This is a genomic window from Gracilibacillus sp. D59 (assembly GCF_052246695.1).
Classification (GTDB): domain Bacteria; phylum Bacillota; class Bacilli; order Bacillales; family Amphibacillaceae; genus Gracilibacillus.
Genome location: NZ_JBQQCK010000004.1, coordinates 21,493 through 45,707, shown reverse-complemented (window position 1 = coordinate 45,707; position 24,215 = coordinate 21,493). Strand labels below are relative to the sequence as shown.

25 protein-coding genes and 2 riboswitches are annotated in these 24,215 nt (G+C 36.8%); of the genes, 16 read left to right on the top strand and 9 right to left on the bottom strand.

Features of this window, described 5'->3' with window-relative positions; all coding sequences use genetic code 11:
• Positions 1–20: 20 nt before the first annotated feature.
• Positions 21–926: a nuclease-related domain-containing protein gene (locus ACTWP4_RS08585; RefSeq protein ID WP_443128350.1), complete on the bottom strand. Its 906-nt coding sequence runs from the start codon at positions 924–926 to the stop codon at positions 21–23.
• Positions 927–1,247: 321 nt separating this feature from the next.
• Positions 1,248–1,400, top strand: a riboswitch (FMN riboswitch).
• A gap of 159 nt (positions 1,401–1,559) precedes the next feature.
• Here ACTWP4_RS08585 and ribD point away from each other — a divergent pair.
• The 4 genes from ribD to ribH are packed head-to-tail and all read left to right on the top strand — an operon-like array spanning position 1,560 to position 4,982.
• Entirely contained in the window at positions 1,560–2,648 is a 1,089-nt protein-coding gene (ribD, locus tag ACTWP4_RS08580; RefSeq protein ID WP_443128349.1) for a bifunctional diaminohydroxyphosphoribosylaminopyrimidine deaminase/5-amino-6-(5-phosphoribosylamino)uracil reductase RibD, read from the top strand.
• Positions 2,648–3,280 carry a riboflavin synthase gene (gene ribE / locus ACTWP4_RS08575; RefSeq protein WP_443128348.1) on the top strand — a complete coding sequence of 211 codons (633 nt, stop codon included), beginning with the start codon at positions 2,648–2,650 and terminating at the stop codon, positions 3,278–3,280. The genes ribD and ribE overlap by 1 nt, the downstream gene beginning before the upstream one ends.
• A gap of 12 nt (positions 3,281–3,292) precedes the next feature.
• A complete protein-coding gene (locus ACTWP4_RS08570; protein WP_443128347.1) occupies positions 3,293–4,513 on the top strand; it encodes a bifunctional 3,4-dihydroxy-2-butanone-4-phosphate synthase/GTP cyclohydrolase II in 1,221 nt (406 codons plus the stop codon).
• A gap of 1 nt (position 4,514) precedes the next feature.
• Entirely contained in the window at positions 4,515–4,982 is a 468-nt protein-coding gene (gene ribH, locus ACTWP4_RS08565) for a 6,7-dimethyl-8-ribityllumazine synthase (protein ID WP_443128346.1), read from the top strand.
• Positions 4,983–5,088: 106 nt separating this feature from the next.
• Here ribH and ACTWP4_RS08560 read toward each other — a convergent pair whose 3' ends face one another.
• From ACTWP4_RS08560 to ACTWP4_RS08535, 6 genes are all read right to left on the bottom strand, one after another.
• The gene (locus ACTWP4_RS08560; RefSeq protein WP_443128345.1) at positions 5,089–5,526 is read right to left on the bottom strand and encodes a methyl-accepting chemotaxis protein; all 438 of its coding nucleotides are present in this window, start codon (positions 5,524–5,526) and stop codon (positions 5,089–5,091) included.
• Positions 5,527–5,646: 120 nt separating this feature from the next.
• Positions 5,647–6,126 carry a glutathione peroxidase gene (locus ACTWP4_RS08555; RefSeq protein ID WP_443128344.1) on the bottom strand — a complete coding sequence of 160 codons (480 nt, stop codon included), beginning with the start codon at positions 6,124–6,126 and terminating at the stop codon, positions 5,647–5,649.
• A 321-nt stretch (positions 6,127–6,447) separates the two neighbouring features.
• Positions 6,448–7,428 (bottom strand): oxygen-dependent tRNA uridine(34) hydroxylase TrhO, encoded by a 981-nt coding sequence (gene trhO, locus ACTWP4_RS08550; protein ID WP_443128343.1) that lies wholly within the window; start codon positions 7,426–7,428, stop codon positions 6,448–6,450.
• Between the two features lie 186 nt (positions 7,429–7,614).
• The gene (locus ACTWP4_RS08545; RefSeq protein WP_443128342.1) at positions 7,615–8,271 is read right to left on the bottom strand and encodes a potassium channel family protein; all 657 of its coding nucleotides are present in this window, start codon (positions 8,269–8,271) and stop codon (positions 7,615–7,617) included.
• 74 nt (positions 8,272–8,345) lie between these two features.
• Positions 8,346–8,499: riboswitch (cyclic di-AMP (ydaO/yuaA leader) on the bottom strand.
• 204 nt (positions 8,500–8,703) lie between these two features.
• On the bottom strand, positions 8,704–9,579 hold the full coding sequence (locus ACTWP4_RS08540; RefSeq protein WP_443128341.1) for an NAD(P)-dependent oxidoreductase: 876 nt from the start codon (positions 9,577–9,579) through the stop codon (positions 8,704–8,706).
• Between the two features lie 176 nt (positions 9,580–9,755).
• On the bottom strand, positions 9,756–10,997 hold the full coding sequence (locus ACTWP4_RS08535) for a S1C family serine protease (protein WP_443128340.1): 1,242 nt from the start codon (positions 10,995–10,997) through the stop codon (positions 9,756–9,758).
• 196 nt (positions 10,998–11,193) lie between these two features.
• On the opposite strand from ACTWP4_RS08535, the gene ACTWP4_RS08530 reads away from it, so the two are divergent.
• The 4 genes from ACTWP4_RS08530 to ACTWP4_RS08515 all read left to right on the top strand — a co-directional run bounded on the left by ACTWP4_RS08530 (position 11,194) and on the right by ACTWP4_RS08515 (position 15,625).
• The gene (locus ACTWP4_RS08530; RefSeq protein ID WP_443128339.1) at positions 11,194–11,886 is read left to right on the top strand and encodes a response regulator transcription factor; all 693 of its coding nucleotides are present in this window, start codon (positions 11,194–11,196) and stop codon (positions 11,884–11,886) included.
• Positions 11,883–13,238 (top strand): sensor histidine kinase, encoded by a 1,356-nt coding sequence (locus ACTWP4_RS08525; protein ID WP_443128338.1) that lies wholly within the window; start codon positions 11,883–11,885, stop codon positions 13,236–13,238. The genes ACTWP4_RS08530 and ACTWP4_RS08525 overlap by 4 nt, the downstream gene beginning before the upstream one ends.
• A 78-nt stretch (positions 13,239–13,316) precedes the next feature.
• Positions 13,317–15,140, top strand: a complete 1,824-nt coding sequence (gene typA, locus ACTWP4_RS08520) for a translational GTPase TypA (RefSeq protein ID WP_443128337.1) — start codon at positions 13,317–13,319, stop codon at positions 15,138–15,140.
• A 206-nt stretch (positions 15,141–15,346) separates the two neighbouring features.
• Positions 15,347–15,625 carry a YkvA family protein gene (locus ACTWP4_RS08515; RefSeq protein ID WP_443128336.1) on the top strand — a complete coding sequence of 93 codons (279 nt, stop codon included), beginning with the start codon at positions 15,347–15,349 and terminating at the stop codon, positions 15,623–15,625.
• A 7-nt stretch (positions 15,626–15,632) separates the two neighbouring features.
• Here ACTWP4_RS08515 and ACTWP4_RS08510 read toward each other — a convergent pair whose 3' ends face one another.
• Positions 15,633–16,973 (bottom strand): ABC transporter permease, encoded by a 1,341-nt coding sequence (locus ACTWP4_RS08510; RefSeq protein WP_443128335.1) that lies wholly within the window; start codon positions 16,971–16,973, stop codon positions 15,633–15,635.
• Positions 16,970–17,662, bottom strand: a complete 693-nt coding sequence (locus tag ACTWP4_RS08505; RefSeq protein WP_443128334.1) for an ABC transporter ATP-binding protein — start codon at positions 17,660–17,662, stop codon at positions 16,970–16,972. The genes ACTWP4_RS08510 and ACTWP4_RS08505 overlap by 4 nt, the downstream gene beginning before the upstream one ends.
• Before the next feature lie 128 nt (positions 17,663–17,790).
• On the opposite strand from ACTWP4_RS08505, the gene ACTWP4_RS08500 reads away from it, so the two are divergent.
• From ACTWP4_RS08500 to ACTWP4_RS08465, 8 genes are all read left to right on the top strand, one after another.
• Positions 17,791–18,939 carry a CapA family protein gene (locus ACTWP4_RS08500; protein ID WP_443128333.1) on the top strand — a complete coding sequence of 383 codons (1,149 nt, stop codon included), beginning with the start codon at positions 17,791–17,793 and terminating at the stop codon, positions 18,937–18,939.
• Positions 18,940–18,951: 12 nt separating this feature from the next.
• Positions 18,952–19,764, top strand: coding sequence for a DUF368 domain-containing protein (locus ACTWP4_RS08495; RefSeq protein ID WP_443128332.1), 813 nt, complete (start codon positions 18,952–18,954; stop codon positions 19,762–19,764).
• 81 nt (positions 19,765–19,845) lie between these two features.
• Positions 19,846–20,166, top strand: a complete 321-nt coding sequence (locus ACTWP4_RS08490) for a thioredoxin family protein (RefSeq protein ID WP_443128331.1) — start codon at positions 19,846–19,848, stop codon at positions 20,164–20,166.
• 548 nt (positions 20,167–20,714) lie between these two features.
• On the top strand, positions 20,715–21,401 hold the full coding sequence (locus ACTWP4_RS08485; protein WP_443128330.1) for an ABC transporter ATP-binding protein: 687 nt from the start codon (positions 20,715–20,717) through the stop codon (positions 21,399–21,401).
• Complete coding sequence (locus ACTWP4_RS08480) at positions 21,398–22,819, top strand: hypothetical protein (RefSeq protein WP_443128329.1); 1,422 nt, start codon at positions 21,398–21,400, stop codon at positions 22,817–22,819. The genes ACTWP4_RS08485 and ACTWP4_RS08480 overlap by 4 nt, the downstream gene beginning before the upstream one ends.
• A 58-nt stretch (positions 22,820–22,877) precedes the next feature.
• On the top strand, positions 22,878–23,348 hold the full coding sequence (locus ACTWP4_RS08475; protein ID WP_443128328.1) for a MarR family winged helix-turn-helix transcriptional regulator: 471 nt from the start codon (positions 22,878–22,880) through the stop codon (positions 23,346–23,348).
• 78 nt (positions 23,349–23,426) lie between these two features.
• The gene (locus ACTWP4_RS08470; RefSeq protein ID WP_443128327.1) at positions 23,427–23,666 is read left to right on the top strand and encodes a thioredoxin family protein; all 240 of its coding nucleotides are present in this window, start codon (positions 23,427–23,429) and stop codon (positions 23,664–23,666) included.
• A 194-nt stretch (positions 23,667–23,860) separates the two neighbouring features.
• Entirely contained in the window at positions 23,861–24,199 is a 339-nt protein-coding gene (locus ACTWP4_RS08465) for a YppG family protein (protein WP_443128326.1), read from the top strand.
• Positions 24,200–24,215 lie beyond the last annotated feature (16 nt).

Sequence of the window (24,215 nt, the reverse complement as noted above, 5' to 3'; positions counted from 1 at the left end):
TAATTTGTTTTCACCCGAAATCATACATAATAAACCCATTTATGAGTCCCAACACTTTTAAAATATCTTTCCAAAAAACGTTTGATACTTTTTTTAGAATAACCCTCATCACACCACTCGTATACAAGATTAGTAGTTATTTTCTGATCTGGAAACAGTAAGCATAGTTCTTTAATGTTTCGTAAGAGAGAATCAGCAACTGGCTCATCATGCTCACACTTGGAACAGAAGCAATTTCTCCCTTTGATATTAATGGAGATATCATTACAATTAACGCAGCGCAAGCCCTTTTTTAACTCTTTATATGCGAATGTTGGTATTCTGGGATGAGGATAATCTCCAATATCTCTAGTGATCAGATGTTGTGCTAACTTGTGTTGTTGTGATGTTACAGGAGGCTTGTGATTCATGTTGTGGATGAATTTGCGAACTTGTGTAGGAAAAATAAAGTGCTGATTCAATGGAGCTTGATAGAGGGTGAACTCGGGGTTGATAAAAACATCAAAACATTCGATTGGTAAATCAATATGAAGCTCTAGCAAGACTTGTCGCATCAATGTTTCATTACGTTTCAGTTGTAGCAAAGGGTTACTGACTTCCTTACCCGGTAGCTTATACAACCGTTTATCTAAATATTGATAGTCGCCAGGAAAGTTTTTAACGTCGAAGAAGTAAAGGGTGGCACCTGATATTATGATGGAATCAATTTGAAAGGTGGTTGTGCCTATTTCAAATCTTAAATCACTCAGCACTAGCAAATGGTCACCTAAATCTTCTTTCAATAATTGTTCGAATTGCTGTTCTCCCTTATAACCTTGTTTCAGGTTATGATAGTATTTAAGCTCTTTGCTCGAAAACGTAATCCTGGATTCTAAAGCTTCAAAAACTTTTAGTTCATATGGTTTTTTCAATGCTCGTACAATCATATTCTACTCCTTTCAGATATTACAAAGTTCTTGGTGAATCTGGGAGAATATTTGATAAAATGATATAAACAATAAGCCCTGCAGGAATAAAAAGTACAAAAGGAAGACGAACCAAGAAGGATGAAATACCAAACTATTCAGCAATACCAACACATACACCATGAATGGATCGATCATTACCTGATTTTCTCAGTCTTCGTCTCATGTCATCACCTCCTATCCTCTTTATATTAACACAATTTTCCATAAACCAACAAAACAGATACTTTGCAATCAAGAGAAAAATTCTATATACTATTTACATAATAAAATAAGCGATTAAGATTCCTTTGGGGCAGGGTGTAATTCCCGACCGACGGTGATAAAAGCATAGACGCTTTTTTAGTCCGTGACCCGGATCATGTAAAACATGAGATGGTGGATTTGGTGAAAATCCAAAGCCGACAGTGATAGTCTGGATGGGAAAAGGAATTGGTGACGTAGTGACTTTTCTATGGGGAAAAGTAGTTCTTTTGGTGTCCTCATAGCCTTGTAACCACAAAACCAAGTTCTTTACTATGAATTAAAATACACAAGCCCTAGGTATATCGCCTAGGGCTTTTTTAGATTTTATGGACAAAAGGTGTTGATCAAGTGAGAACAAATGAAGAATGGATGGATCTTGCGCTCAATCTGGCAGAAGCAACGTTAGGGCAAACAAGTCCGAACCCTTCTGTTGGAGCGGTGGTTGTAAAAAACGGTGAACTACTCGGTGTTGGTACACATTTAAAAGCAGGCGGTCCACATGCCGAGGTACATGCAATCGCTCAGGCGGGAGAGAAGGCAAAAGGTGCAGATGTCTATGTTACGCTCGAGCCTTGTGCCCATTACGGCAAAACACCGCCATGTGCAGAGTTACTTGTGAAAAGCGAAGTAAATAAGGTCTATATTGCATGCCTTGATCCAAATCCTAAAGTAGCAGGAAAAGGCATAGAAATTTTACAAAATGCTGGTATTGAAGTAAAAATAGGTATTCAAGAACAGCGTGCCTTACGTATTAATCAACACTTTTTTCATTACTTGGAGAAAAAGCGTCCTTTTATCACTTTAAAGGCAGCAATGACATTAGATGGTAAAACAGCAACAGTCACGGGTGATAGCAAGTGGATCACATCTGAAAAAGCAAGAGAAGATGTTCATAAAGAACGGCATAAACATGATGCAATCCTAGTGGGGAGACATACGGTAGAAAAAGATAATCCAAGTTTAACAACGCGACTGCCCCAAGGCGGAAAAAATCCGATTCGCATTATTTTAGATACTAATTTAACACTGACAGGAGATCTTCAAATATTTGAAGCTGATTCACCAACCTGGATGATATGTGGCCATCAGGCAGATAAAGCACATTTTACAACAATGTATCCGCATATTAAGGTGATTCAATTGCCTACTGAAAAAATTGCATTAACCGATTTAATGGAAGTCTTAGCGGAGGAAAAAATCCAGTCCCTATATGTAGAAGGTGGCGCAACCATACATCAAGCTTTTTTAAAAGACTGGCTGTTTGATGAATGCCATTGGTATATAGCACCAAAACTATTAGGAGGTCAAGATGCCAGGTCCGTAATCGGTGGTGCATCACCTCTTTTGATGAAAGAAGCACAGCAATTGCAATTCACAGATATTGAACAAATTGGCCCGGATATTAAGCTTATCGCAAAACCGAAGGAGGAGTCTTGATGTTTACTGGTATTGTAGAGGAAAAGGGAAAAGTAGCGTCGATTACCCAGCATAATCAAGCATTACAGTTAAAGATACATGGAAAAAAGGTAACAGAAGATGTATCGCTAGGTGATAGTATTTCTGTTAATGGTGTTTGTCTGACCGTAACTAATTTTGCTTCCGATTGGTTTACCGTCGATGTAATACCAGAAACGTTCCGTGGTTCATCACTATCCAAACTATCCGCACAGTCTGTAGTTAACTTAGAACGTGCGATGCATGCGAACGGTAGGTTTGGCGGCCATTTTGTCTCTGGTCATGTTGATGCAGTTGGAACGATTGAACGCACATGGCAGGAAGATAACGCTAAGTATTATTACATTTCCGTACCTGAAACGCGTTATATTACGCTGAAAGGTTCGGTCGCAGTAGATGGTACTTCACTTACTGTTTTTGGAGTGGATGAGAAAGGATTTACCATTTCACTCATCCCAGAAACACAAACAGCAACTGTCCTTGGAGCAAAAAATCAAGGGGACATTGTAAATGTTGAATTTGATATGTTAGCAAAATATATGGAGCGTCTCCTGCAAACATCCAATCAAACAACAGGTATTACGGAAGAGAAATTACAACAATACGGATTTTAAGGAGGTGTGGGCATGAAGCACTCAGTAGAAGCAGCTATAGATGCATTAAAAAAAGGAGAAATCGTCATCGTTGTGGATGATGAAGATCGTGAAAATGAAGGAGATTTTATTGCCTTAGCAGAACATACAACTTCAGAAGTGATTAATTTTATGGCTAAGGAAGGCCGTGGATTGATCTGTGCACCGATGACCAAAAGTTACGCTGATCGTTTTCAGTTAGGAGAAATGGTGACACGAAATACCGATGATCACGGTACTAACTTTACTGTCAGTATCGATTATCATACGACACATACTGGAATTAGTGCACAGGAACGCGCATTAACGATTCAGAAACTAGTCGAGGATTCGACAACAGCACAGGATTTTAAACGACCTGGTCATGTTTTTCCATTAATAGGAAGAACAGCAGGAGTACTTGAGCGAACAGGTCACACCGAAGCAGCAATTGATTTAGCACGTTTAGCAGGTTCAAAGCCTGTGGCTGTTATTTGCGAAATTATGAATGAAGATGGAACAATGGCGCGCCAACGTGATTTAGAAAAAATGGCAGACAAACATAACATGCCTATGATCTCGATTCAGGAATTAATCCAATACCGCAAACGTTATGACCAATTAATTGTGAAAGAAACAGAAATTAATTTACCGACTGCATATGGTGACTTTAAACTTGTTGCTTATACAGAAAAATACACTGGTCAGGAGCATGTCGCACTATATAAAGGTGAATTAAATCCTGAAGAACCGACATTGGTTCGTGTACATTCTGAATGCTTAACCGGCGATGTCTTCGGCTCGGAGCGTTGTGATTGTGGACCACAATTAGAAAAAGCATTAGAGGAAATTCAAAATACAGGGCGAGGTGTGCTCGTCTATATGCGCCAAGAGGGCCGTGGCATTGGTTTAATTAACAAAATGAAAGCATATAAATTGCAGGAGGAAGGCTATGATACGGTGGAAGCAAATCACCAGTTGGGCTTTCCAGATGATTTAAGAGACTATGCTATAAGTGTTCAAATATTAAGAGATTTAGGAGTTGGAAAGCTGCATTTACTCACAAACAATCCTCGTAAGCTTTCAAGTATTCAAGAGTATGGACTCGAATTAGTAGGAAGAAAAGCAATAGAGATTCCGGCCAATAAAAATAATGAGAGATATTTACAAACAAAAGTAGAAAAATTAGATCATTTACTGCATGTAAAAGGTAATCAAGATGGAGGAGGAATTTAAGATGGCAAAAACATTTGAAGGTAATCTAGTGGGTACAGGTTTAAAAGTAGGGATTGTTGTAGGAAGATTTAATGAATTTATTACAGGTAAACTGTTAAGTGGTGCAGAAGATGCTTTCCGTCGTCACGGTGTTGCAGAAGACGATGTCGATGTAGCATGGGTGCCAGGAGCATTTGAAATCCCATTAGTAGCGAAAAAAATGGCCGAATCAGGAAAATATGATGCGGTTGTAACATTAGGTACCGTTATTCGTGGTTCTACGCCACACTTTGATTATGTCAGCAATGAAGTATCAAAAGGAGTTTCGAGTGTTTCTATGGATGCTGGTATTCCAGTGATCTTTGGTGTGTTAACAACAGACACGATCGAGCAAGCAATCGAACGTGCTGGTACTAAAGCTGGAAATAAAGGAGCAGAAGCGGCAATTTCTGCGATCGAAATGGCAAATTTATTAAAAGATATCGGATAACATAGAGAGTGGCGGTTTTGATTGAAAACCGCCACTTTTTTAGATGCTTTAACTTGTTTTAAACTTCCGATAGTGACAGGCTTTGATCCTTCATCGTTGTAATATGTTAAGCAATATCCCCGGTAGATGCATCACTTTCTTTCATCTGTTGATTGATAACCGCCAATTTATTACGCATCATTTGAAAGCTGTGCTTTTGTTCTTGTTTGCTTGCCAGCATTTTTGAAGTATCTTTGCTCATTACTTCTAGATTATTTGTAAAATGATCCATCACATGATAAATTTCATTAACTTCACTATTTATACGATTGAATTTCTCAGGTATGTAGGCTAATTCTTCCAATAAATCGTGTAACTTAGAAGAAAAAGTGGAAAATTCACTTTGACCTTGTTGTATTGTATCAACAGTTCCCGTTATGATCGATTGAATTTCAACGGTGGATTGTTTGGATTGTTCTCTCAGCTTTCTTATTTCATTGGCAACAACAGCAAATCCTTTTCCATATTCTCCTGCATCAGCTGCTAGACACAATGTCATGTTCATGGTTAGGTAATCTTACAAACATTATTTCTATCTGATATAAAAAATGAAGTATGTGAGGATTTATTGCGGAAAAAGGGAGTTTTATCAAGGTGCTAATGTCCGTGAAACCCCCACTTTTCACTATGATTGAAGTAGTTCTTTGATATCATTTTCGATTTCTTTCGGTTCCGTCTTGGGCGCATAGCGTTTTACGACATTACCATTCTCATCAATCAAAAATTTTGTAAAATTCCATTTGATTTTTTCTGATATTATTCCTGGCGCTTCTTTGGTGAGATGCTGAAAAAGAGGGTGTGCATGTTTGCCTCGCACATCTATTTTGGCAAACATCGGGAAGCTGACACCATAATTGAGACGACAATATTCCTCCGCTTCTTCACTTGATCCTGGTTCCTGATTCATAAACTGATTACAAGGAAATCCTAAAATTTCCAATCCGTCATCCTTATATTTATTATACAATTCTTGTAACCCATCAAACTGGGGAGTAAACCCACATTTACTAGCGGTATTTACAACAATCATCGCTTTTACTTTATAATCGTTAACCGTTTTTTCTTCACCTTTAATTGTTTCAATTGTAAGATCGTACAATGACAATCTAATCGCCTCCTTAGTAAAAAGGATAGCATAATCATCTGATAACTACGAGGATCAGCTTTTAAAAATGTGAACCAAGGATGTACTGAGAAAGAGTGCTTTGTAACACCACTAATTATTGAAAAATTAGTTATGATAATTCCACACAAGATATGGTTGCTTTAACTTTTGGGGGAATTGCATTATTAGGTGTTGTATATTTAGCATTTCACATAGAAACTAAAAAAAGAACAATGAATAATCAATCCAAGCTGTTTCGATGAAAAAAAAGCATCAAATGGCTTTACCATTTAATGCTCTATTTAAACTATCGTGATATGATTAAGATTCTTGCGTTACACCATCTTCTTCAGCGATGCGATCCAATCTTGCTTGGATTTCTTCTTCAGAAAGGTTGTGTTCTGCTACATATAGATTGCGAGGGTGAACACGGCATTCGTGCGTACATCCGCGCATATATTTATGTTCATTTTCTTTTGAACAGAGAATTTGTTTATTACACTCAGGGTTTGCACAATTTGCATAACGTTCACAAGGCTCGCCGTCAAAGTAATCACGCCCAACTACGACATGATCTTTACGGTTTACTGGAACAGAGATACGTTCATCAAATACGTAAAGTTGGCCATCCCATAGTTCACCTTGTACTTCAGGATCATTCCCATAAGTGACAATACCACCGTGGAGTTGCCCGACATCATCGAAGCCTTTTTCTTTCATCCAACCACCGAATTTTTCGCAACGAATTCCACCAGTACAATACATTAGTACCTTCTTACCTTCTAATTTATCACGATTATTTTCAATCCATTCAGGAAGGTCACGGAAATTATCAATATCAGGATTGATCGCGCCACGGAAATGCCCTAGCTCATATTCATAATCATTTCTAGTGTCTAGAATTACAGTATTTTCATCTTGCATTGCTTCATAAAATTCTTTAGGGTCTAAAAAATCAGCATTCTTTTCGCGAGGGTCTACATCTTCCTCACCTAAACGAAGTGATACTAGCTCTGGACGATGGCGACAATGCATTTTCTTAAATGCATGTCCATCTGCTTCATCGACTTTGAACATCATGTCACTGAATTTTGGATCATTGTGCATTACTTCCATATACTTGTTTGTTTGTTTCACAGTTCCAGAAACAGTACCGTTAATACCTTCTTCTGCTACAAGAATTCGTCCTTTTAATCCTAACTCTTTACAGAATTCTAAGTGTTCCTGTGCAAATGTTTCTGGGTCTTCAATTGTGACAAACTTATAATACAACAATACTTGATACTTTTCTTTGTTCTCCATTTTTTTCTACCACCTATCAATTCATATTTGCAAGATATAAATGTTTTTAGGTTGGTTTGTACTTTTATAATCTTGCAAGACAATATTCTATCACGTTTTTCTTATCTTAACAATCCATTTTAAAATTAGTATATACACACATTTTAACACCATTCATTGCAGACTTACGCATTTTTTGCTCCTAACCTATACCCCTTCTTTTTCAAAGCGGTGAATACCAGAATTACGTCCCATCACAATTAAAATATCATCTTGTAATACCTTTTCATCATATCCAGGACTTACGATAATCTTATTTTCCCTTTGGATGCCAACAATCGAACATCCATACTTCTCTCTTACACTTAATTCAGCTAATGACTTACCATGTAATTTATTTGTGGAAAAGATTTCTACCATGCTGTAATCTTCAGATAGCTCTATATAGTCAATTACATTATCAGATACGGTATGATGAGCAACACGTCTTGCCATTTCTCGTTCTGGCTGGATAACCCTGTCGACTCCAATTTTGCTTAATACTTTATGATGGTAGTCATTTTGTGCTTTCGACCATACCCGAGGAACTCCAAGATCTTTTAACAATAAGGATGTTAAGATACTGGCTTCGATATTTTCTCCAAAAGAAACAAATGCATGGTCAAAATTCCTAATGCCTATTTCTTTCAAAGAAGTTTCATCAACTCCGTTTGCTTGAACAGCGTGTGTTGCAATTTTTGAATATTCTTTTACTTTGCTTGGATTTGTATCAATTGCCAATACATCTTCACCTAATTCAACAAACGATTTAACTAAACTCCCGCCAAATTGACCTAATCCAAATACTGCGTACTGTTTTTTCATTAATTATATCTTCCTTTCTAAACGCCAAAAGACCACCCTTAATAAGAATGGTCAACAATCAATCATTTCATTAACCCTTCTCTCACAAAATGCTTAGGAGGTTAGCTGTCGGATTAGGGATTGAGAGCATCCCTTCTTAACATAGTTTGCTAAGATTCACCCCAAGATAAACGTGGTTTATCAAAAAAGGTTCCCCCGCTCCTGTAACTGATTAAGCTTAAAGGCAGTTTTTATCACGGTGCTAACTGTCTATAAGACCCTCACTTCAAGTACCACTAGGATAAGTTTAGGAATAACAGACGCTAACACCCTGATAAGTTTCACTAATGATCAGTGGGTTCAAAACCCCATTGATCATAGTTTCACTTTATTAAATTGATAACAATACAATACGCCTGCAGTTTTGGATAGTCAATAGTAAGTCTCACTTTATTATGAATCATTTCCTTCAAACCATTCGATCAAGGCTTGTGTTCCTCGATCTTCTAAGCCGTTTTCCGCCAGCTCTTCATATAATTCTAAAGACAAAGCCAGCCCAGGTGTTTTTAGTCCTATTTTTTGTGCATTTGCTAACGCAATTTTCATATCTTTAATAAAATGTTTGATATAGAAACCAGGATCACTGTCCCCTTTGATCATTCGTGGAGCCAAATTGGAAAGAGACCAACTACCTGCTGCACCAGTTGAGATACTTTTTAAAACACGCACTGGATCTAGGCCAGCTTTCTTGGCATACATAATTGCTTCAGACACACCAATCATATTCGAGGCAATCGTTATTTGGTTTGCCATTTTCGTGTGTTGTCCTGCCCCTGCAGGTCCTTGTAAGACAATATTTTCGCCCATTTTTTCAAAAATTGGCTGCATGGATTCAAAGTCCTCTTGTTTGCCGCCGACCATGATAGTAAGTTTCCCGTTTTTTGCACCAATATCACCACCTGATACTGGTGCATCGAGACTATGTAATCCCTTGTTCTCTGCTGTATTAAAAATTGTTTCAGCTAGAACAGGGTCAGAAGTAGTCATATCAATTAAATAGGTTCCAGGTTGTGCATTTGTAATAATGCCGTTATCACCAAGGTAAATTGCTTCAACATCATATGGATACCCGACTATCGAAATAATTACGTCTACTTTTTTTGCTAGAGAAGCAACAGAATCTTCCCAAACTGCTCCGTCCTCGAGTAGATCTTGTGCCTTTGATTTCGTTCTCGTAAAAAGATGAATCTGATGTCCAGCATCCATCAAATTTTTAGCCATGCTTTTCCCCATTACGCCTGTACCGATAAAACCAATTGTTTTTGTCACTTTTCTTCTCCTCCTTTTTCATACTTTAGAGTGTTTTGCTCGTTTTTCTTAAGTCTACTTTACCAAAAATCGGTAGACTATCCTAATAGTTGTTGTTAACATTTAAAAAGGAAAAGCCCGCTTAGAAGAAATATAAAAATACCCCCTAAGTTTGGTACTCGGGGGGTATTATTGAGTTACATATCTTTTTGTTTATTTAAAACTAATGTTGCAGTTTGCAGATTTCCTTCGCGATAGAACGATATTGTTATTTCTTCGCCAACTTCTGTTTCACTGTACAGATATTTCTTAAGGTCTAACATAGACTCGATTTGTTTATCGTTAATTTTAGTAACCACATCATATTGTTGTAATCCGGCTTCTTCTGCTGGTGAATTTGGTTCAACTTGTGCTATTACAACACCATTTTCAACACTTTCATCTAATTGTAAGGTTTCTTGTACATGGCGTGCAGGAACAGTAGATAAGTCGATAGCACTAATACCGATAAATGGACGAACGACATCATTACCTGTTTCCAGTTGTTCAATGACTGGTTTTGCATCATCGATTGGAATCGCGAAACCAATACCTTCTACCTGATTTTGTGCAATTTTCATCGAATTAATCCCAATCACTTGTCCACTGGTATTGATTAAAGCACCACCACTGTTACCAGGATTTATCGCTGCATCGGTTTGAATTACATTTGTTGTCCAATCTGGCTGATTGTCATTATTTAAGTCGATATCAACCGCACGATTCAAACCACTTATGATTCCTTGTGTTACAGACCCAGCAAAATCTTGCCCGAGTGGGTTACCAATTGCAATTGCTGTATCACCTACTGAAAGTTTATCTGAGGAGCCCAATTCAGCAACTGTTTTAACTTGATCATTTGGGATACGAAGTACAGCTAAATCGGTTAATGCATCTGTACCTAGTATATCAGCTTTAACATGCTCGCCATTTGTTAAAATAACTTCTATTTCTTGAGCACCTTCTACAACGTGATTATTCGTAACGACGTAAGCATATTTGTCATCCTTCTTATAGATTACACCTGACCCTGTACCGGTTGCATTTGATTCTTCCCAAAGACTTATTTGTTGAATGTTGGAGACGCCGACTACTGCATCAGATACTTTTTCGACTGCACTGCCAATCGAGTTAGATGATTGATTGGCAAGATTTGTTGTCGGAACAGCTTCCTCTGTTGTTGCTGTTTGTTCTGTTGCCTCATTCTGATTACTGTTATTATCAGCAGCAGTGGTAGCAGCTTGATCATCATTCATCATATTAAGAAAAATTCCACCAGTAAACAGTGCAGCGATTACACCACCTGCAACACCACTCATTAACATGCCTAACGTGCTTTTTTCCTTTTTGACTTTTTTAGGTTGTTCTGTTGTTTGTTCTTGCTTAAATTCTTCACTCATTTATCTACTCACCCTTTCAAAGGAAAATTAATTTATCTTCTATTATAATCATACCCACTATATACGGCATATTAATGTGATAATTGTATAAAAAATGTGTAAAAGTAAGTTTTCATGCCTCGTTGCTTAATTTTTTTACGTAAGTGTGCGAAAATAAGAGCAAGCAAATTGGGGTATAATGGGAGAGGTGAGCGATATGAATCAACAAATTTATATTGTAGAAGACGATGCAAATATTAGAGATATAGTGAAAGCATATTTAAAGAAGGAAGGATTTCAAGTAACAGTATTGGAAAATGCAGAGGATGCATGGCAACGAGCTCAGAGTGGACAACCAGATATGTGGATATTGGATATTATGTTGCCAGGAATGGATGGTTATGAATTATGTAAAAAAATTAGGCAAGTAAGTGAAGTACCGATTATTATCATATCGGCAAAGGATGAAGAAGTCGATAAAATTCTCGGTTTAGAACTCGGTAGTGATGATTATTTAACGAAGCCGTTTAGTCCACGCGAATTAGTAGCAAGAGTTAAACGCTTGTTTAAAAGAGCAGAAGCTCAGCCAACCAATCAAACCAATTCCTCGTCTGTTATTGAATTGGGAGAATTGGAGATCGATAAGGCAGCCCGTATTGTTTATTGGAAACAACAAGAGATTGACGTAACATCTAAAGAATTTGCGATGCTAGAAATCTTCGCTCAAAAACCAAACAGAGCTTTTTCAAGAGAGGAATTGCTCACACTTGTATGGGGCGATGATTATTTCGGTAGTGACCGGGCAGTGGATGATTTAGTTAAAAGGCTACGAAAAAAATTGGACAGTTTACCTATTGAAACCGTTTGGGGACATGGGTACCGCTTAGAATATGATGAGGGACAACAATGAAACTACAATATCAATTGACGATTGCTTTTACAACATTACTTGTAGTCATTATGACAGTTACAGGTATTATGATTTACTCTCAAATGCTACAGATGTTAATTAAGGATGAGCAGCGTCAATTAGAAGACAAAGGGGAATTGATCGTAAATTTTATACTGTCTGAAGATCTCAACAATACGACAAGTGTACAACGATTTTTGCAATTATTAGAGAAATATAATTTACAAGTCTTTGCCTATGATGAAGGCAGTGAAAGGGTTGTTTTTTCCTCAATACCTAACATGGAGACGATAGAAGGATGGATTCAAGAACATGACCTTAACAGTAGGACCCAACCCTTATGGCAGGGAGAAGATGATAATTATGTAGTATCGATTATTCCGTTTTTATCACCGGTATCTACGCAACAGCTGGTATTGCTTACACCGTTAGACGACTTGCAGGAAGTACAGAAAAGCTTGGTTAATCAATTGCTACTTATTTTCTTGATTGGGATTTCTGTGGCAGTTCTGCTTAGTCATTATTTGACAACTAAACTAGTCACACCATTAACGAAACTAAGGCATCAATTAAAGAAAATTGAAAAACGTAAATTTGAGGAGATGGAGGAAGTCAAAGCAACGGGTGAAATAAAAGAAGTTGAGCAAAGTGTTGTCGAAATGGCTAATGAGTTAAACAGTTTTATTCAGTCACAGCACCACTTCTTTCAAAATGCCAGCCATGAACTTAAAACACCTCTAATGACGATTCAAGGTTATGCAGAGGGTATCCGTGACGGAATATTTGAAGGGGAAGAAGCAAGCCGAGGTCTGCAAGTAATGGTGGCCGAAATTAAACGATTGAAGAAAATTATTAATGAAATTATTTTACTTGCTAAATTAGATAGTGAAGCAGATATATATCATCCCGAAAAGGTGAACAGCAAAATATTTATGGAACAAATAATGGAAAGAGCAATTCCTATCGCGAATGAAAAAGATATTCGAGTAGTACAAGATCAAGAGGAAGAAGTTCTAGTATTGTTTGATGCAGAAAAAATGTTGCAAGCTGTTATGAATATTGTAACCAACGCGATTAGACATGCGGATTCTAAAGTAGAAGTGGCCGCATTTGTAAAGAATAAACAATTTCATATACAAATTACGGATGATGGCGAAGGAATTGACGATGAATTAATTAAAAAGTTGTTCCACCGATTTGTTAAAGGTGAAAGTGGCGAGACAGGTCTAGGCTTAGCGATCGCAAGGGCAATTGTCGAGCGTTCAGGTGGATCAGTTAAAGCAGAAAATGCTGCAAAAGGTGGAGCAAAATTTACGATTACATTTTCGGAATTTGAAAAAAATAACGATTAATGATAACAATTACTGACTATTATGATATACTAGGTAAGTTGTAATATAATGAACGCATCTTTAAGAGGAGAGAATAAAATGACGCAATTGAGAGAAGAACTTCGCAATATTGCGATTATTGCCCATGTTGACCATGGCAAAACGACGTTAGTTGACCAGTTACTCCGTTATTCAGGAACTTTTCGCGAAAATGAGCAAGTAGAAGAACGTGCAATGGATTCCAACGATATCGAAAAAGAACGTGGGATCACGATTTTAGCGAAAAATACAGCAATTAATTATAATGATACACGTATTAATATATTGGATACACCAGGACATGCTGACTTCGGTGGAGAAGTAGAGCGTATTATGAAAATGGTGGACGGGGTATTACTTGTGGTTGACGCTTATGAAGGATGTATGCCACAGACCCGTTTTGTATTGAAAAAAGCACTGGAGCAAAAATTGCAACCTGTAGTTGTACTGAATAAAATCGACAGACCCAACGCACGCCCTGATGAGGTAGTCGATGAAGTTTTAGATTTATTCATTGAACTTGGTGCAGACGATGATCAATTAGAATTCCCTGTTGTCTATGCTTCGGCATTAAACGGGACATCCAGCTTTCCAGATGAAGAACAACAGGAAACGATGGAGCCAGTTTTTGAAACGATCTTAGAGAAAATTCCAGCCCCTGTTAATAATGCTGATGAACCATTACAATTCCAGATCACGATGCTTGATTATAATGACTACTTAGGACGTATCGGTGTCGGTCGTGTCTTCCGTGGATCGATTAAAGTAGGACAACAAGTATCACTAATGAAGACAGATGGTTCTGTGAAAAATTTCCGTGTTACCAAATTATTTGGTTTTATCGGTTTGAAACGAATTGAAATCGAACAAGCAACAGCAGGAGATATTATTGCAGTTGCTGGTATGGAAGATATTAACGTAGGTGAAACGGTTTGTCCAACTGAGCATCAGGAAGCATTACCGATTTTGCGTATTGATGAGCCAACATTACAAATGACGTTTGTAGTCAATAACAGTCCTTTTGCCGGAAGAGAAGGAAAGTACATTACTTCCCGCCAAATTGATGAACGTTTAATGTCACAACTAGAGACAGATGTAAGTTTACGTGTAGACCCGACAGATTCACCAGATGCTTGGACAGTATCCGGGCGTGGGGAATTACACTTATCTATTTTAGTAGAGAACATGCGTCGAGAAGGCTATGAACTACAGCTTTCCAAACCACAAGTTATTATTAAAGAAATAGATGGTGTGCAATGTGAACCAATCGAACGTGTTCAAATTGATGTACCGGAAGATTATACAGGTCCGGTTATGGAGTCTCTTGGTGCACGTAAAGGTGAAATGCTGGATATGGTGAATCACGGAACTGGACAAGTTCGTATGGAATTTAAAGTGCCATCTCGTGGATTAATTGGTTATGCAACAGAATTTATGACACAAACACGTGGTTATGGTATCATCAACCACACGTTTGAAGAGTATGCACCAGTTGTCAAAGGACAAGTAGGTGGCCGTCGTGAAGGCGTACTTGTTGCATTAGAAAACGGAAAAGCATCTACTTATGGAATCATGAACTTGGAAGATCGTGGTGTCATTTTTATAGAACCAGGTACCGAAGTATATGCAGGAATGATTGTTGGTCAACATAACCGCGAGAATGACCTCACGGTTAATATTACCAAAGAAAAACACTTAACCAACGTACGTTCCGCAACAAAAGATCAGACAGCAACTATTCGTAAAACACGTAAAATGTCATTAGAAGAAGCAATCCAATACTTGAATGACGACGAATATTGCGAAGTTACTCCTGAATCAGTGCGTTTACGTAAGAAAATCCTCAATAAAAACGAACGTGAAAAAGCAGCAAAGAGAAAGTAATGTATAGTTAGTTAACTTGGTAAAGCAAAAACCCGTTTTGATAGTGAAAGATTATCAAAACGGGTTTTTTGTTTATGAAGGACAATAATTAGCGAATATCTTATTTTATGTCTATCATCCCACGAATAGCCTTATGCATGAAGGTTTTTCTTTATAATTTCAGGGAATAGTATAAATAATAAATAAAGAGAAAAGAGAGGATAGCAATGCGTTTTTTTAGAAGGTTCAAATTTCTATTTAAATTCCGAAAATCTTTTCCATTCTTTAAAGAATTTTTCTTATCCAATCAAGTAAAAATTACTGCAAAATTGGCGTCGATTATTCTTATAATCGGCTACATCCTTTTCCCTTTTGATTTAATCCCCGATTATCTGTTAGTACTCGGGATTTTCGATGATGTCATGATTGCAACTTTAATTCTCCAGCAAATGGTTAAGATGGCGCCGGAAACTTTGCGAAAAAAATATGATATAGAAGAGAGATAAGTGATACTTAAATCTCTCTTCTCATCGCTTTTAAGACGTCAATTTGCGTTGCTCTTTTAGCAGGCTTTAATCCAGATATAATCGTTACGATTAAACAAATCACAACTGAAATAAGAATCAACGAAGGAGGAATACTTGAAAATTGAAATCCTTCAGGTAACTCTTGTTCAAAGGCAGATTCAATTATCTTAGGCAAACCAATGTTGAGGAGCGCACTAATGATAAAAGCTACTATGGTACCTATAACTGCACCAAGTAAACCGATATAACTACTTTCCAATAAAAAGATCTGCTTGATTTTTTTCGGGTGTGCACCGATTGCTTTCATAATTCCAATATCTGATGTTCTTTCAGTTACAGCCATCGTCATTGTGTTGAATATACCGATGGAGGCTATAATAATAGCGATAGTTCCAATAAAAATAAGCCCAGCTTTTGCAATAGTGAAAAATGTATTTAAATATTCTAGTTCACTCGCTGCTGAATATACCAAGTAGTCTTGTTCTTTTAAAATATCCATTATTTCCTGTACTTCTTCCAATGAATTAGCATACCCATACACGCTATCATAACCTTCTGCCTCTTCAACAGCTCTTGGCTGATCCTCAGATATAATCGCTCCTCTTGAGGTTTTGGTGAAATCCTCCACCTCAGCTAAAACTTCTTCGGATATATATACTTGTTGATCCTGTAACCAATCTCTTGAAGGTGGTTCGACAATACCAGTGATCGTTAATGTGATCGTATGTTTTTTGGTATCGTTATCCACATTTTGCTCGACTTCCATTTCAATCTCTTTACCGACGAGGGATTCTTCATATTTATATTCTTCTTTCAACTTACCTTCTTCATCGTAAACCTCGGCATCTGCTGGGAGATCTTCCGGAAGAATATTCTCAATAAAATGTGGACCAACTACTACTTCGTAAGGTTCTTCTGGTAACTTACCTTCTGCCAACTCCATACCAGCCTTTAACTCTGATGGAAAGTGGGTTACTACTGTTTCTGTCCTTCCATTGTAATCATTGATGCTAAAAAGAGGTGTTTGTCTTAATCTTTGTTGTCTAGTTACAGCTTTCATGCCATCTATCTTTTCTAGTTCCGCTATTTCTTCATCCGTAATTGGTATAAAACCATCTTCATTTTCGATGCCAGCTATCTGCATTTTTGTGACCGAACGATCTTGAAGAATATCGGCGATAAAGGTACTATGTAAACCAAACCCAACAGAGGCTAACACAATTAAGAAAGCTACCCCCATTGCAGTGGCCAACACCGTCATAAATATTCTTGATTTGCTTCGCTTCATATTACTACGAACAAACCGCCATTGATCTTTAAAAGTCATGCGCTAATTTCCTCCTTTATAATTTTCCCGTCATGAATATGGATCTTCTTTGAAGCAATGCGGGCAACCTCTTCATCATGTGTGATCATCAGGAATGTAATGCCTAAGTCTCTATTTAATCCTGTAATCAAATCTAAAATTTCTTGTTCCGTTTCACTGTCTAAACTACCTGTTGGTTCATCTGCCAGGATAATAGGCGGTTCTATTACGAGCGTTCTTGCGATACTTACTCGTTGTTGTTGGCCGCCAGACAATTCACTTGGATAATGCTGATGGTAATCGGAAAGGCCGACTTTTTCCAAGGTTTGTTCCGTTCTTTCTTTTCTTTCTTTTTCTGACAGTCCTTTTAATACTAGTGGCAATTCTACATTTTCATAGGCTGTCATGCTCGGAATCAGCTGAAAGTTTTGAAAGATAAATCCGATATTATCTAAACGAAAATCTGCATATTCACCTTCATTTAAATTCGTAACATTCTTTTCTCTAATCCAGACGGATCCGCTTGTGGGCTTCATAAATCCACCAATGACGTTTAATAACGTTGACTTACCAGAACCGCTTTTTCCTGTGATCGCCAGGATATCCCCTTTGGCGATAGAAAAAGAAATATCTTTTAATACTTGAAGTGATGTTTCATTTTGCTTTTTTCCTAATAAAAATGTATGGTTAATGTTTTTTACTTCAATCATTTTTTATCCTCCTTTTTTCCTTTCACTAGTAACTGACGAATGAAAATCTCTGATTACTTCATTTTTTTGACAATAAATATAATTTTTTTATGTTAAAATAAATAGAGTCTTCTTTGAGGAGTTTTCATATGAAAAATGCTTGTACGATATCTTTCATGATATTACTTTTGATAGTAGTAGGTTGCACGGGACAACAGGAAAATCAAGGTCACTTCCATCATAAGGATGAAAAAGAGAGAGCGAAAAAAAGTACTGATGTCAATGGGTTTACAAATGAAATCTCTATTGCAGCAATCGGGGATATTTTGATTCATGCTCGGGTATATGATGATGGATGGAATGGTGAAAGATATGACTTTTTATCGATGTTAGAACCTGTACAGAAATATTTAAAACAGCCAGATATTACGTTGGCGAACCAAGAAACAATTATGGGTGGAGAAGAGATTGGTTTATCTACCTATCCACAATTCAACAGTCCGTTCGACTTAGGAGATGATTTGCAAAAAGTCGGTGTTGATATCGTAACAATGGCGAATAATCACACCTTGGACCGAGGAGAAAAAGCGATTCAGAATGCGATTGGTCGTTATGAAGAGATTGGTATGCACTATACAGGAAGTTTTAAAAGTGAGAAAGACCAGCATACATTAAGAGTTATAGAAACGGAAGAAGGCATTTCAGTAGCCTTTCTAAGCTATACATATGGTACAAATGGAATTCCGGTTCCAGCTGGGAAGGATTATTTAGTAAACTTAATCGATCGAGATCAAATTGAACGAGAAGTAACAAAAGCAGAGGAGCAAGCGGATGTTACAATCGTTAGTTATCATTTTGGTAAGGAATATCAACGATTGCCAAATCAGGAACAAAAAGATTTAGCGCAATTTGCGGCAGATCTTGGTGCCGAGGTAGTGATTGGGCATCATCCACACGTACTGCAGCCGATCGATTGGCTAGAAGGTAAAGACGGTAATCAAACATTGGTTGCTTATTCTTTGGGAAACTTCCTATCGGGTCAATATGAGCTATACAAGAGAATTGGTGGAATTCTACAATTTTCTATTAAAAAGGATGGAGCAAATGTCAAAGTACATTCCCCTTCTTTTTTACCAACATTTGTTCAGTTTGACATGATCAATGATACAATGACAGATGTGCAAGTATTACCGTTAAAAGATGTTTCAGACCAACAGCTTCCTGCTGCATCTGATCATCTGGCTGAAATAAAAGAACATTTATCACAAAATATAGATGAACTGCAGTTTATAGAATAAGGAGAATCGAAAATGGAATGGAGAAATATTTATCGTGGTATGTTAATGGGAGCAAGTGATGTCGTACCTGGAGTAAGTGGTGGTACAATTGCCGTCGTATTGGGAATTTATGACCAGTTAATAGCGGCTGTGAATGGATTCTTTAGCAAGGATTTTAAGAAGCATCTCATGTTTTTAATCCCTCTCGGTGTAGGTGTTTTGACAGCTGTTTTTTTATTAGCTGGGTTAATTGAGTGGTTGTTTGAACATTATCCAAAACAGACACAATTCGCCTTTTTAGGTCTGATCATAGGAGTGCTACCATTTCTGCTTCAAAAGTCTAACGCCAGAAAAACGTTTAAAGGAAATCATATACTGCTAGTATTGATAGGTGCCTGTATTGTTGGTTCAATGGTATTCTTTCAAACAGGAGAACCAGAGGTGGTTACTCATTTTGAACCATCTACATATCTTTGGTTGTTTGTTTCTGGATTTATTGCGAGTGCTGCAATGATATTGCCGGGGATTAGTGGTTCCTTTCTTTTATATGTAATTGGCTCCTACACTACGATTATAAGTGCGATAAAAAATTTAGATATAACTGTTATTTTCGTAGTGGGTGTAGGTATTTTATTAGGAATAGTGCTGATGAGTAAAGTGATTCATTATTTTCTGGATTCATTTCCGATAGCTACGTATGCTCTAGTGATTGGTATGGTGATTGGTTCTGTATTCGTAATTTTTCCAGGATTGCCCGCTAATATGCTGGGGACGATGATGTGTATTATTACCTTTGCTGGCGGTCTTCTCTTTGCTTACTTATTAGGAAGAGTGGAGTATCGTTAAACAGAATAGTTGCTTTCATGGTCTTTTTCATGCTAGCTTTTATTAAAGTAAAGAACCACTCGAAAAAAGGAGAATGTGCTGATGGAAGCTATTAAAACAGAAGATCAATTTAATAAGATTATCGCTTCAGAAGATCCGGTTATTATTAAATTTTATGCAGACTGGTGTCCTGACTGTAAACGTATGGATATGTTTATTGGGGATATTTTAGAGCAATATAACACGTTTGATTGGTATGAGCTGAACAGTGACGAAGTCCAAGGATTGGCTGAGAAATATGATGTAATGGGTATACCTAGCTTACTTATTTTCCAAAACGGGGAAAAGCTTGCCCACCGTCATAGTGCTTATACCAAAACACCAGAAGATGTATTAGAGTTCCTGCAAGAAGAACTAGGCTAAGAGACAGTGCGAGCACTGTCTCTTTTTATATCTGAAAAAATATACTGCTCTGATTAATGGTGAGTGCTAGGAAACGCTGCGGCAAGATACTTCGGTTACCCGTGAGCCTCCACGCTTTGGTCACTGTTTCTGAAGGAGTTTGCGTATCTTGCCTCCGCTTTGTAGTGTGCTGATTGTTGAAAGAAGTAATACACAAGAATCAGCTTCCTAGTATTTCCACTTTAAAAGATAGAATAATGTTATTAGCGAAGGCAGAATACGGAGACTCCTGTGGGAGCAGCACGAGCAGAAGATCCCGCAGGAAAGTGATCTTTACTTTCCGAGGAAGCTGAAGCCGTGCCCACGGAAAGCGCAGTATTCTGCCGTAGCGGTATTCCAACACTCTCTATGGAAAGAATGGAAGAAAGTATCACTATAAAAATATGCATTACTTCGCAGTTTGCATCTACTAAAAAGGCAGAGAATCTTCGTTATTAATGTTTAAAATGATCTGTAGTTTAGAAACCTTTTGATCACACTCGTCGTATATAAGGAAAGGGGGGATTATCATGTTAGAAGTTAAGCAGCTAAAGGTTGAAATCGGAAAAGAAACGATCCTTGAGGATGTATCATTTTCCGTAAAGAAAGGTAGCATCGTAGGTTTAATAGGTCATAATGGTGCCGGAAAATCGACCGTTATGAAAACAATTATGGGCTGGCAAGACAAAAAAGAAGGCACTTTTATTTTGAACCAAGTAGATCAAGACCAATCATTTATTACCTTTAAAAAACAACTTGCCTATATACCGGAAGAACCATTTTTATTACCGGAACTAACAACGATGCAACATTTTCAATTATATGGTCAAAGCTATCAACTCGATGAACAAATATTTACGAAACGTGCGGAAGAACTTTCGGAGCGATTTGAAATAGCGGATAAATTGAATGAATACCCAGAGTCATTGTCCAAAGGTATGCGTCAAAAAGTTCAAACCATTTGCGCCTTATTACCTGATGTCCCTTTGTTATTAATTGACGAACCTTTTATGGGCTTAGATGTTCATGCTGCTCAAGATCTTCAGGAAATGCTGATTGAAAAGGCTAAAATGGGGACAAGTATACTCCTTACCTCTCATCAATTAGAGAGGATGGAAGAGTTGGCAGATACATATATTATGCTTCATCAGGGGCATGTTGCAGAACATGGATTGATAGAAGATTTCCACTCATTATCAAGGAGAGGAACTGAATGAGAGCAACCGTTCAAATGATGCGATTTTTAAGAAGGAGTCGCTGGCGTAAAAAACAAAAACTATACAAATTAGCCTTCGGTCTGGCATTTGATTGGATTACAACCATCTATACCGGTTTATTTGCGGTCATGTTTTTATTTATTACATATGATAACTTAAAAAAGATGGAAACTGTTTTTCTAGCATATCAAGCAAATATCGAATCATTTTTTCCGCTCATAGTAATTGGTTTGATGTTCGGGATGATTGCTCTTTCCTTTCAGCATCCATCGATAAACATTACAAGTGCAGAGTGGAAGTTAACATCACTTCCTTTTTCGATAAAAAATATATGGTTTTATTCGTTATGGATCATAATTAGAAAACGATTTGTCGTTTTAACTTTTCTCAGTTTGTTATTAGTTGTGATTACACCTTTTTCTACGTTATTTTTAGTTAAATGGTATGTCATAATCCTATCTGTATTAATATTGACAGTTATACCTCAATGGTACTTTTATCAAGTGGAAGGCTTTAAGAAATTGGGACTTTATTTATTAGGTGTTTTGACCATTGGTATAATTCGGTTTGTTTTCGTATTATTTGAATTAAATGCTGAATCTGTATGGATGTTAGTTGTCCTTTTATTTGGTTTAAATATATGGATATGGCCTCGAAGATTGATAAAAGTCAATTGGATGAAAGTGATTGAGAAAAGTGACGAAAAAGAGTGGAATATGTTTTTCATTAATCGCATGAGCAGAATGGATCAAGTAAAACAGAAACGAAGAAACTACTTTTTAAAAACACTATTTACATCGAAAAAGGCAAAATTACCTTTTCCTTATCAGGATCCGACTAAATTGATGCGTAAATTGTGGAGAAGGAGTATTAATCAGGAAATTAGTATTATCTATCAGATGATGTTTTCGATTTTAATCATTATGATTGTGTTATCATTAAAAGGAGGTCCATTATTACAAGGAATTGGTATTATGTTGTCTGTTTTTATCTTTGTTAAGCTTACGGTAAGTTTTTATAGTGCGATTTTCAAAGATAAATTACTTCACAGTATTCCTTGGAATATAGAAATAATAACAACTGCTTTTTGGCAAATATTATCCATACTGAGTATAGTAGTAATTGTGGTTATTTCAGTAGCTGTCTTGCTTACTAATACATGGAGTTGGTGGTTAATAGCTCAGCTTTTATTTGTTTTTGTAGCATTTTTCTTTTTATTAGATTGCGAGATAGAGAGGAAAATAAAAGCATTAAATAAGAAATGGTTTCAACCATCTTATATCAATCAAATTATAGGTATATTAACTTATGTCGGAATGGCTTTTAGTTTACTATATCCTGTTACTATTAGCTATTTAATAATCATATTATTATACTGGATAATAAAGAAACATTATTTTCCATTAATGATTGACTAGTTCTTCTTGTTTGCATATAATACCATTCATATATAGATATTGAGAGAGGATGAAAGGGATGGATCAAAAGAGAAACGAATATTTAAAGAAAAAGCAAGACCCTTCCCTGAAATTGTTTGTTGTACTGTCGAAAGCTTATCGATCGGTTGCCGATCAAGTGGCGAAAGATATTAGAAGCCACGGCTTAAATACAACTGATTTTGGTGTGTTGGAATTACTCTATCATCAGGGAGAACAACCTTTGCAAAAAATAGGGGATAAAATTTTATTAGCAAGTGGAAGTATTACATATGTGGTAGATAAATTAGAGAAAAAAGAGTTAGTGAAACGAACACCGTGTCCAAGTGACCGGAGAATTACTTATGCATCTATTACAGAAAGTGGGCAACAATTACTAAATGATATATTCCCAGAACATTGGAAACAAATCGAAGCGATAACTGCTGGATTAAATGAAAGAGAGAAGCTAGAGGCTATTTCGTTATTGAAAAAACTAGGAATGTATGCTGATGATTTTTCTGCAAAATAATAAATGATATTACGTTTATATGTTGTTGGTAGTGGGTAAATATAACTACGACTGACTGTTGAGAGGGGGATTATCCACGTGGAAAAACAACAAATAGACGTATACATCAGTGATAATTGTGCAGAATGTGATCAACTTGTAAGTTATTTAAAACAACTTAATATTTCATTTAATACAAAAAATACAACCGTCAATAAAAAGAATTTACGTCAACTACAAAAAGAGAACATTTATATAACACCTACCATTATTATCGATAATTATTACTGTATCATGGGTTTTCAAGAAGGTGAGATACAAAAGATACTTCACTTGTAATGGTGCTAATAGTCCGTTAAACCCCATGTTAAGATTCATGTAAATCTGAGGGTTACGGACGCTAATACCCTGATAAGTTTCGTCGGATCAAGTGGGATCAAAAACCCAAACTGATGGAAGGCTCACTTTATAAATGAACCAATAACTCTTTATCTGCATAGGCTAATACAAGAATAGCAGATGGAGGGGAGAAAATGGATTACAGATATAATGGCTTTTCAAATTATCAAAATCCTTATCAGCAGGGGATGTATCCCTATCAGCCACCAACATATACATCACCGATGCCGATGACACCATTTCAATATTATCAAAAGCCAATGGTACCAAATCCATATGATGGGTTCGAAACACCTTCGCCTTCCTTTTTCGGGAAACAGAACAATTCGATGCTGCAATATTTTCAGGATAAAAATGGTGAAATGGATTTGGATAAAGTATTTCATACTGTTAATCAATTTGCGAACACTTATCAGCAGGTATCACCTTTGGTTAAGAACGTAGGGAATATATTAAAATCTTTTCAGAAATAATGTAAAATGATCCTTG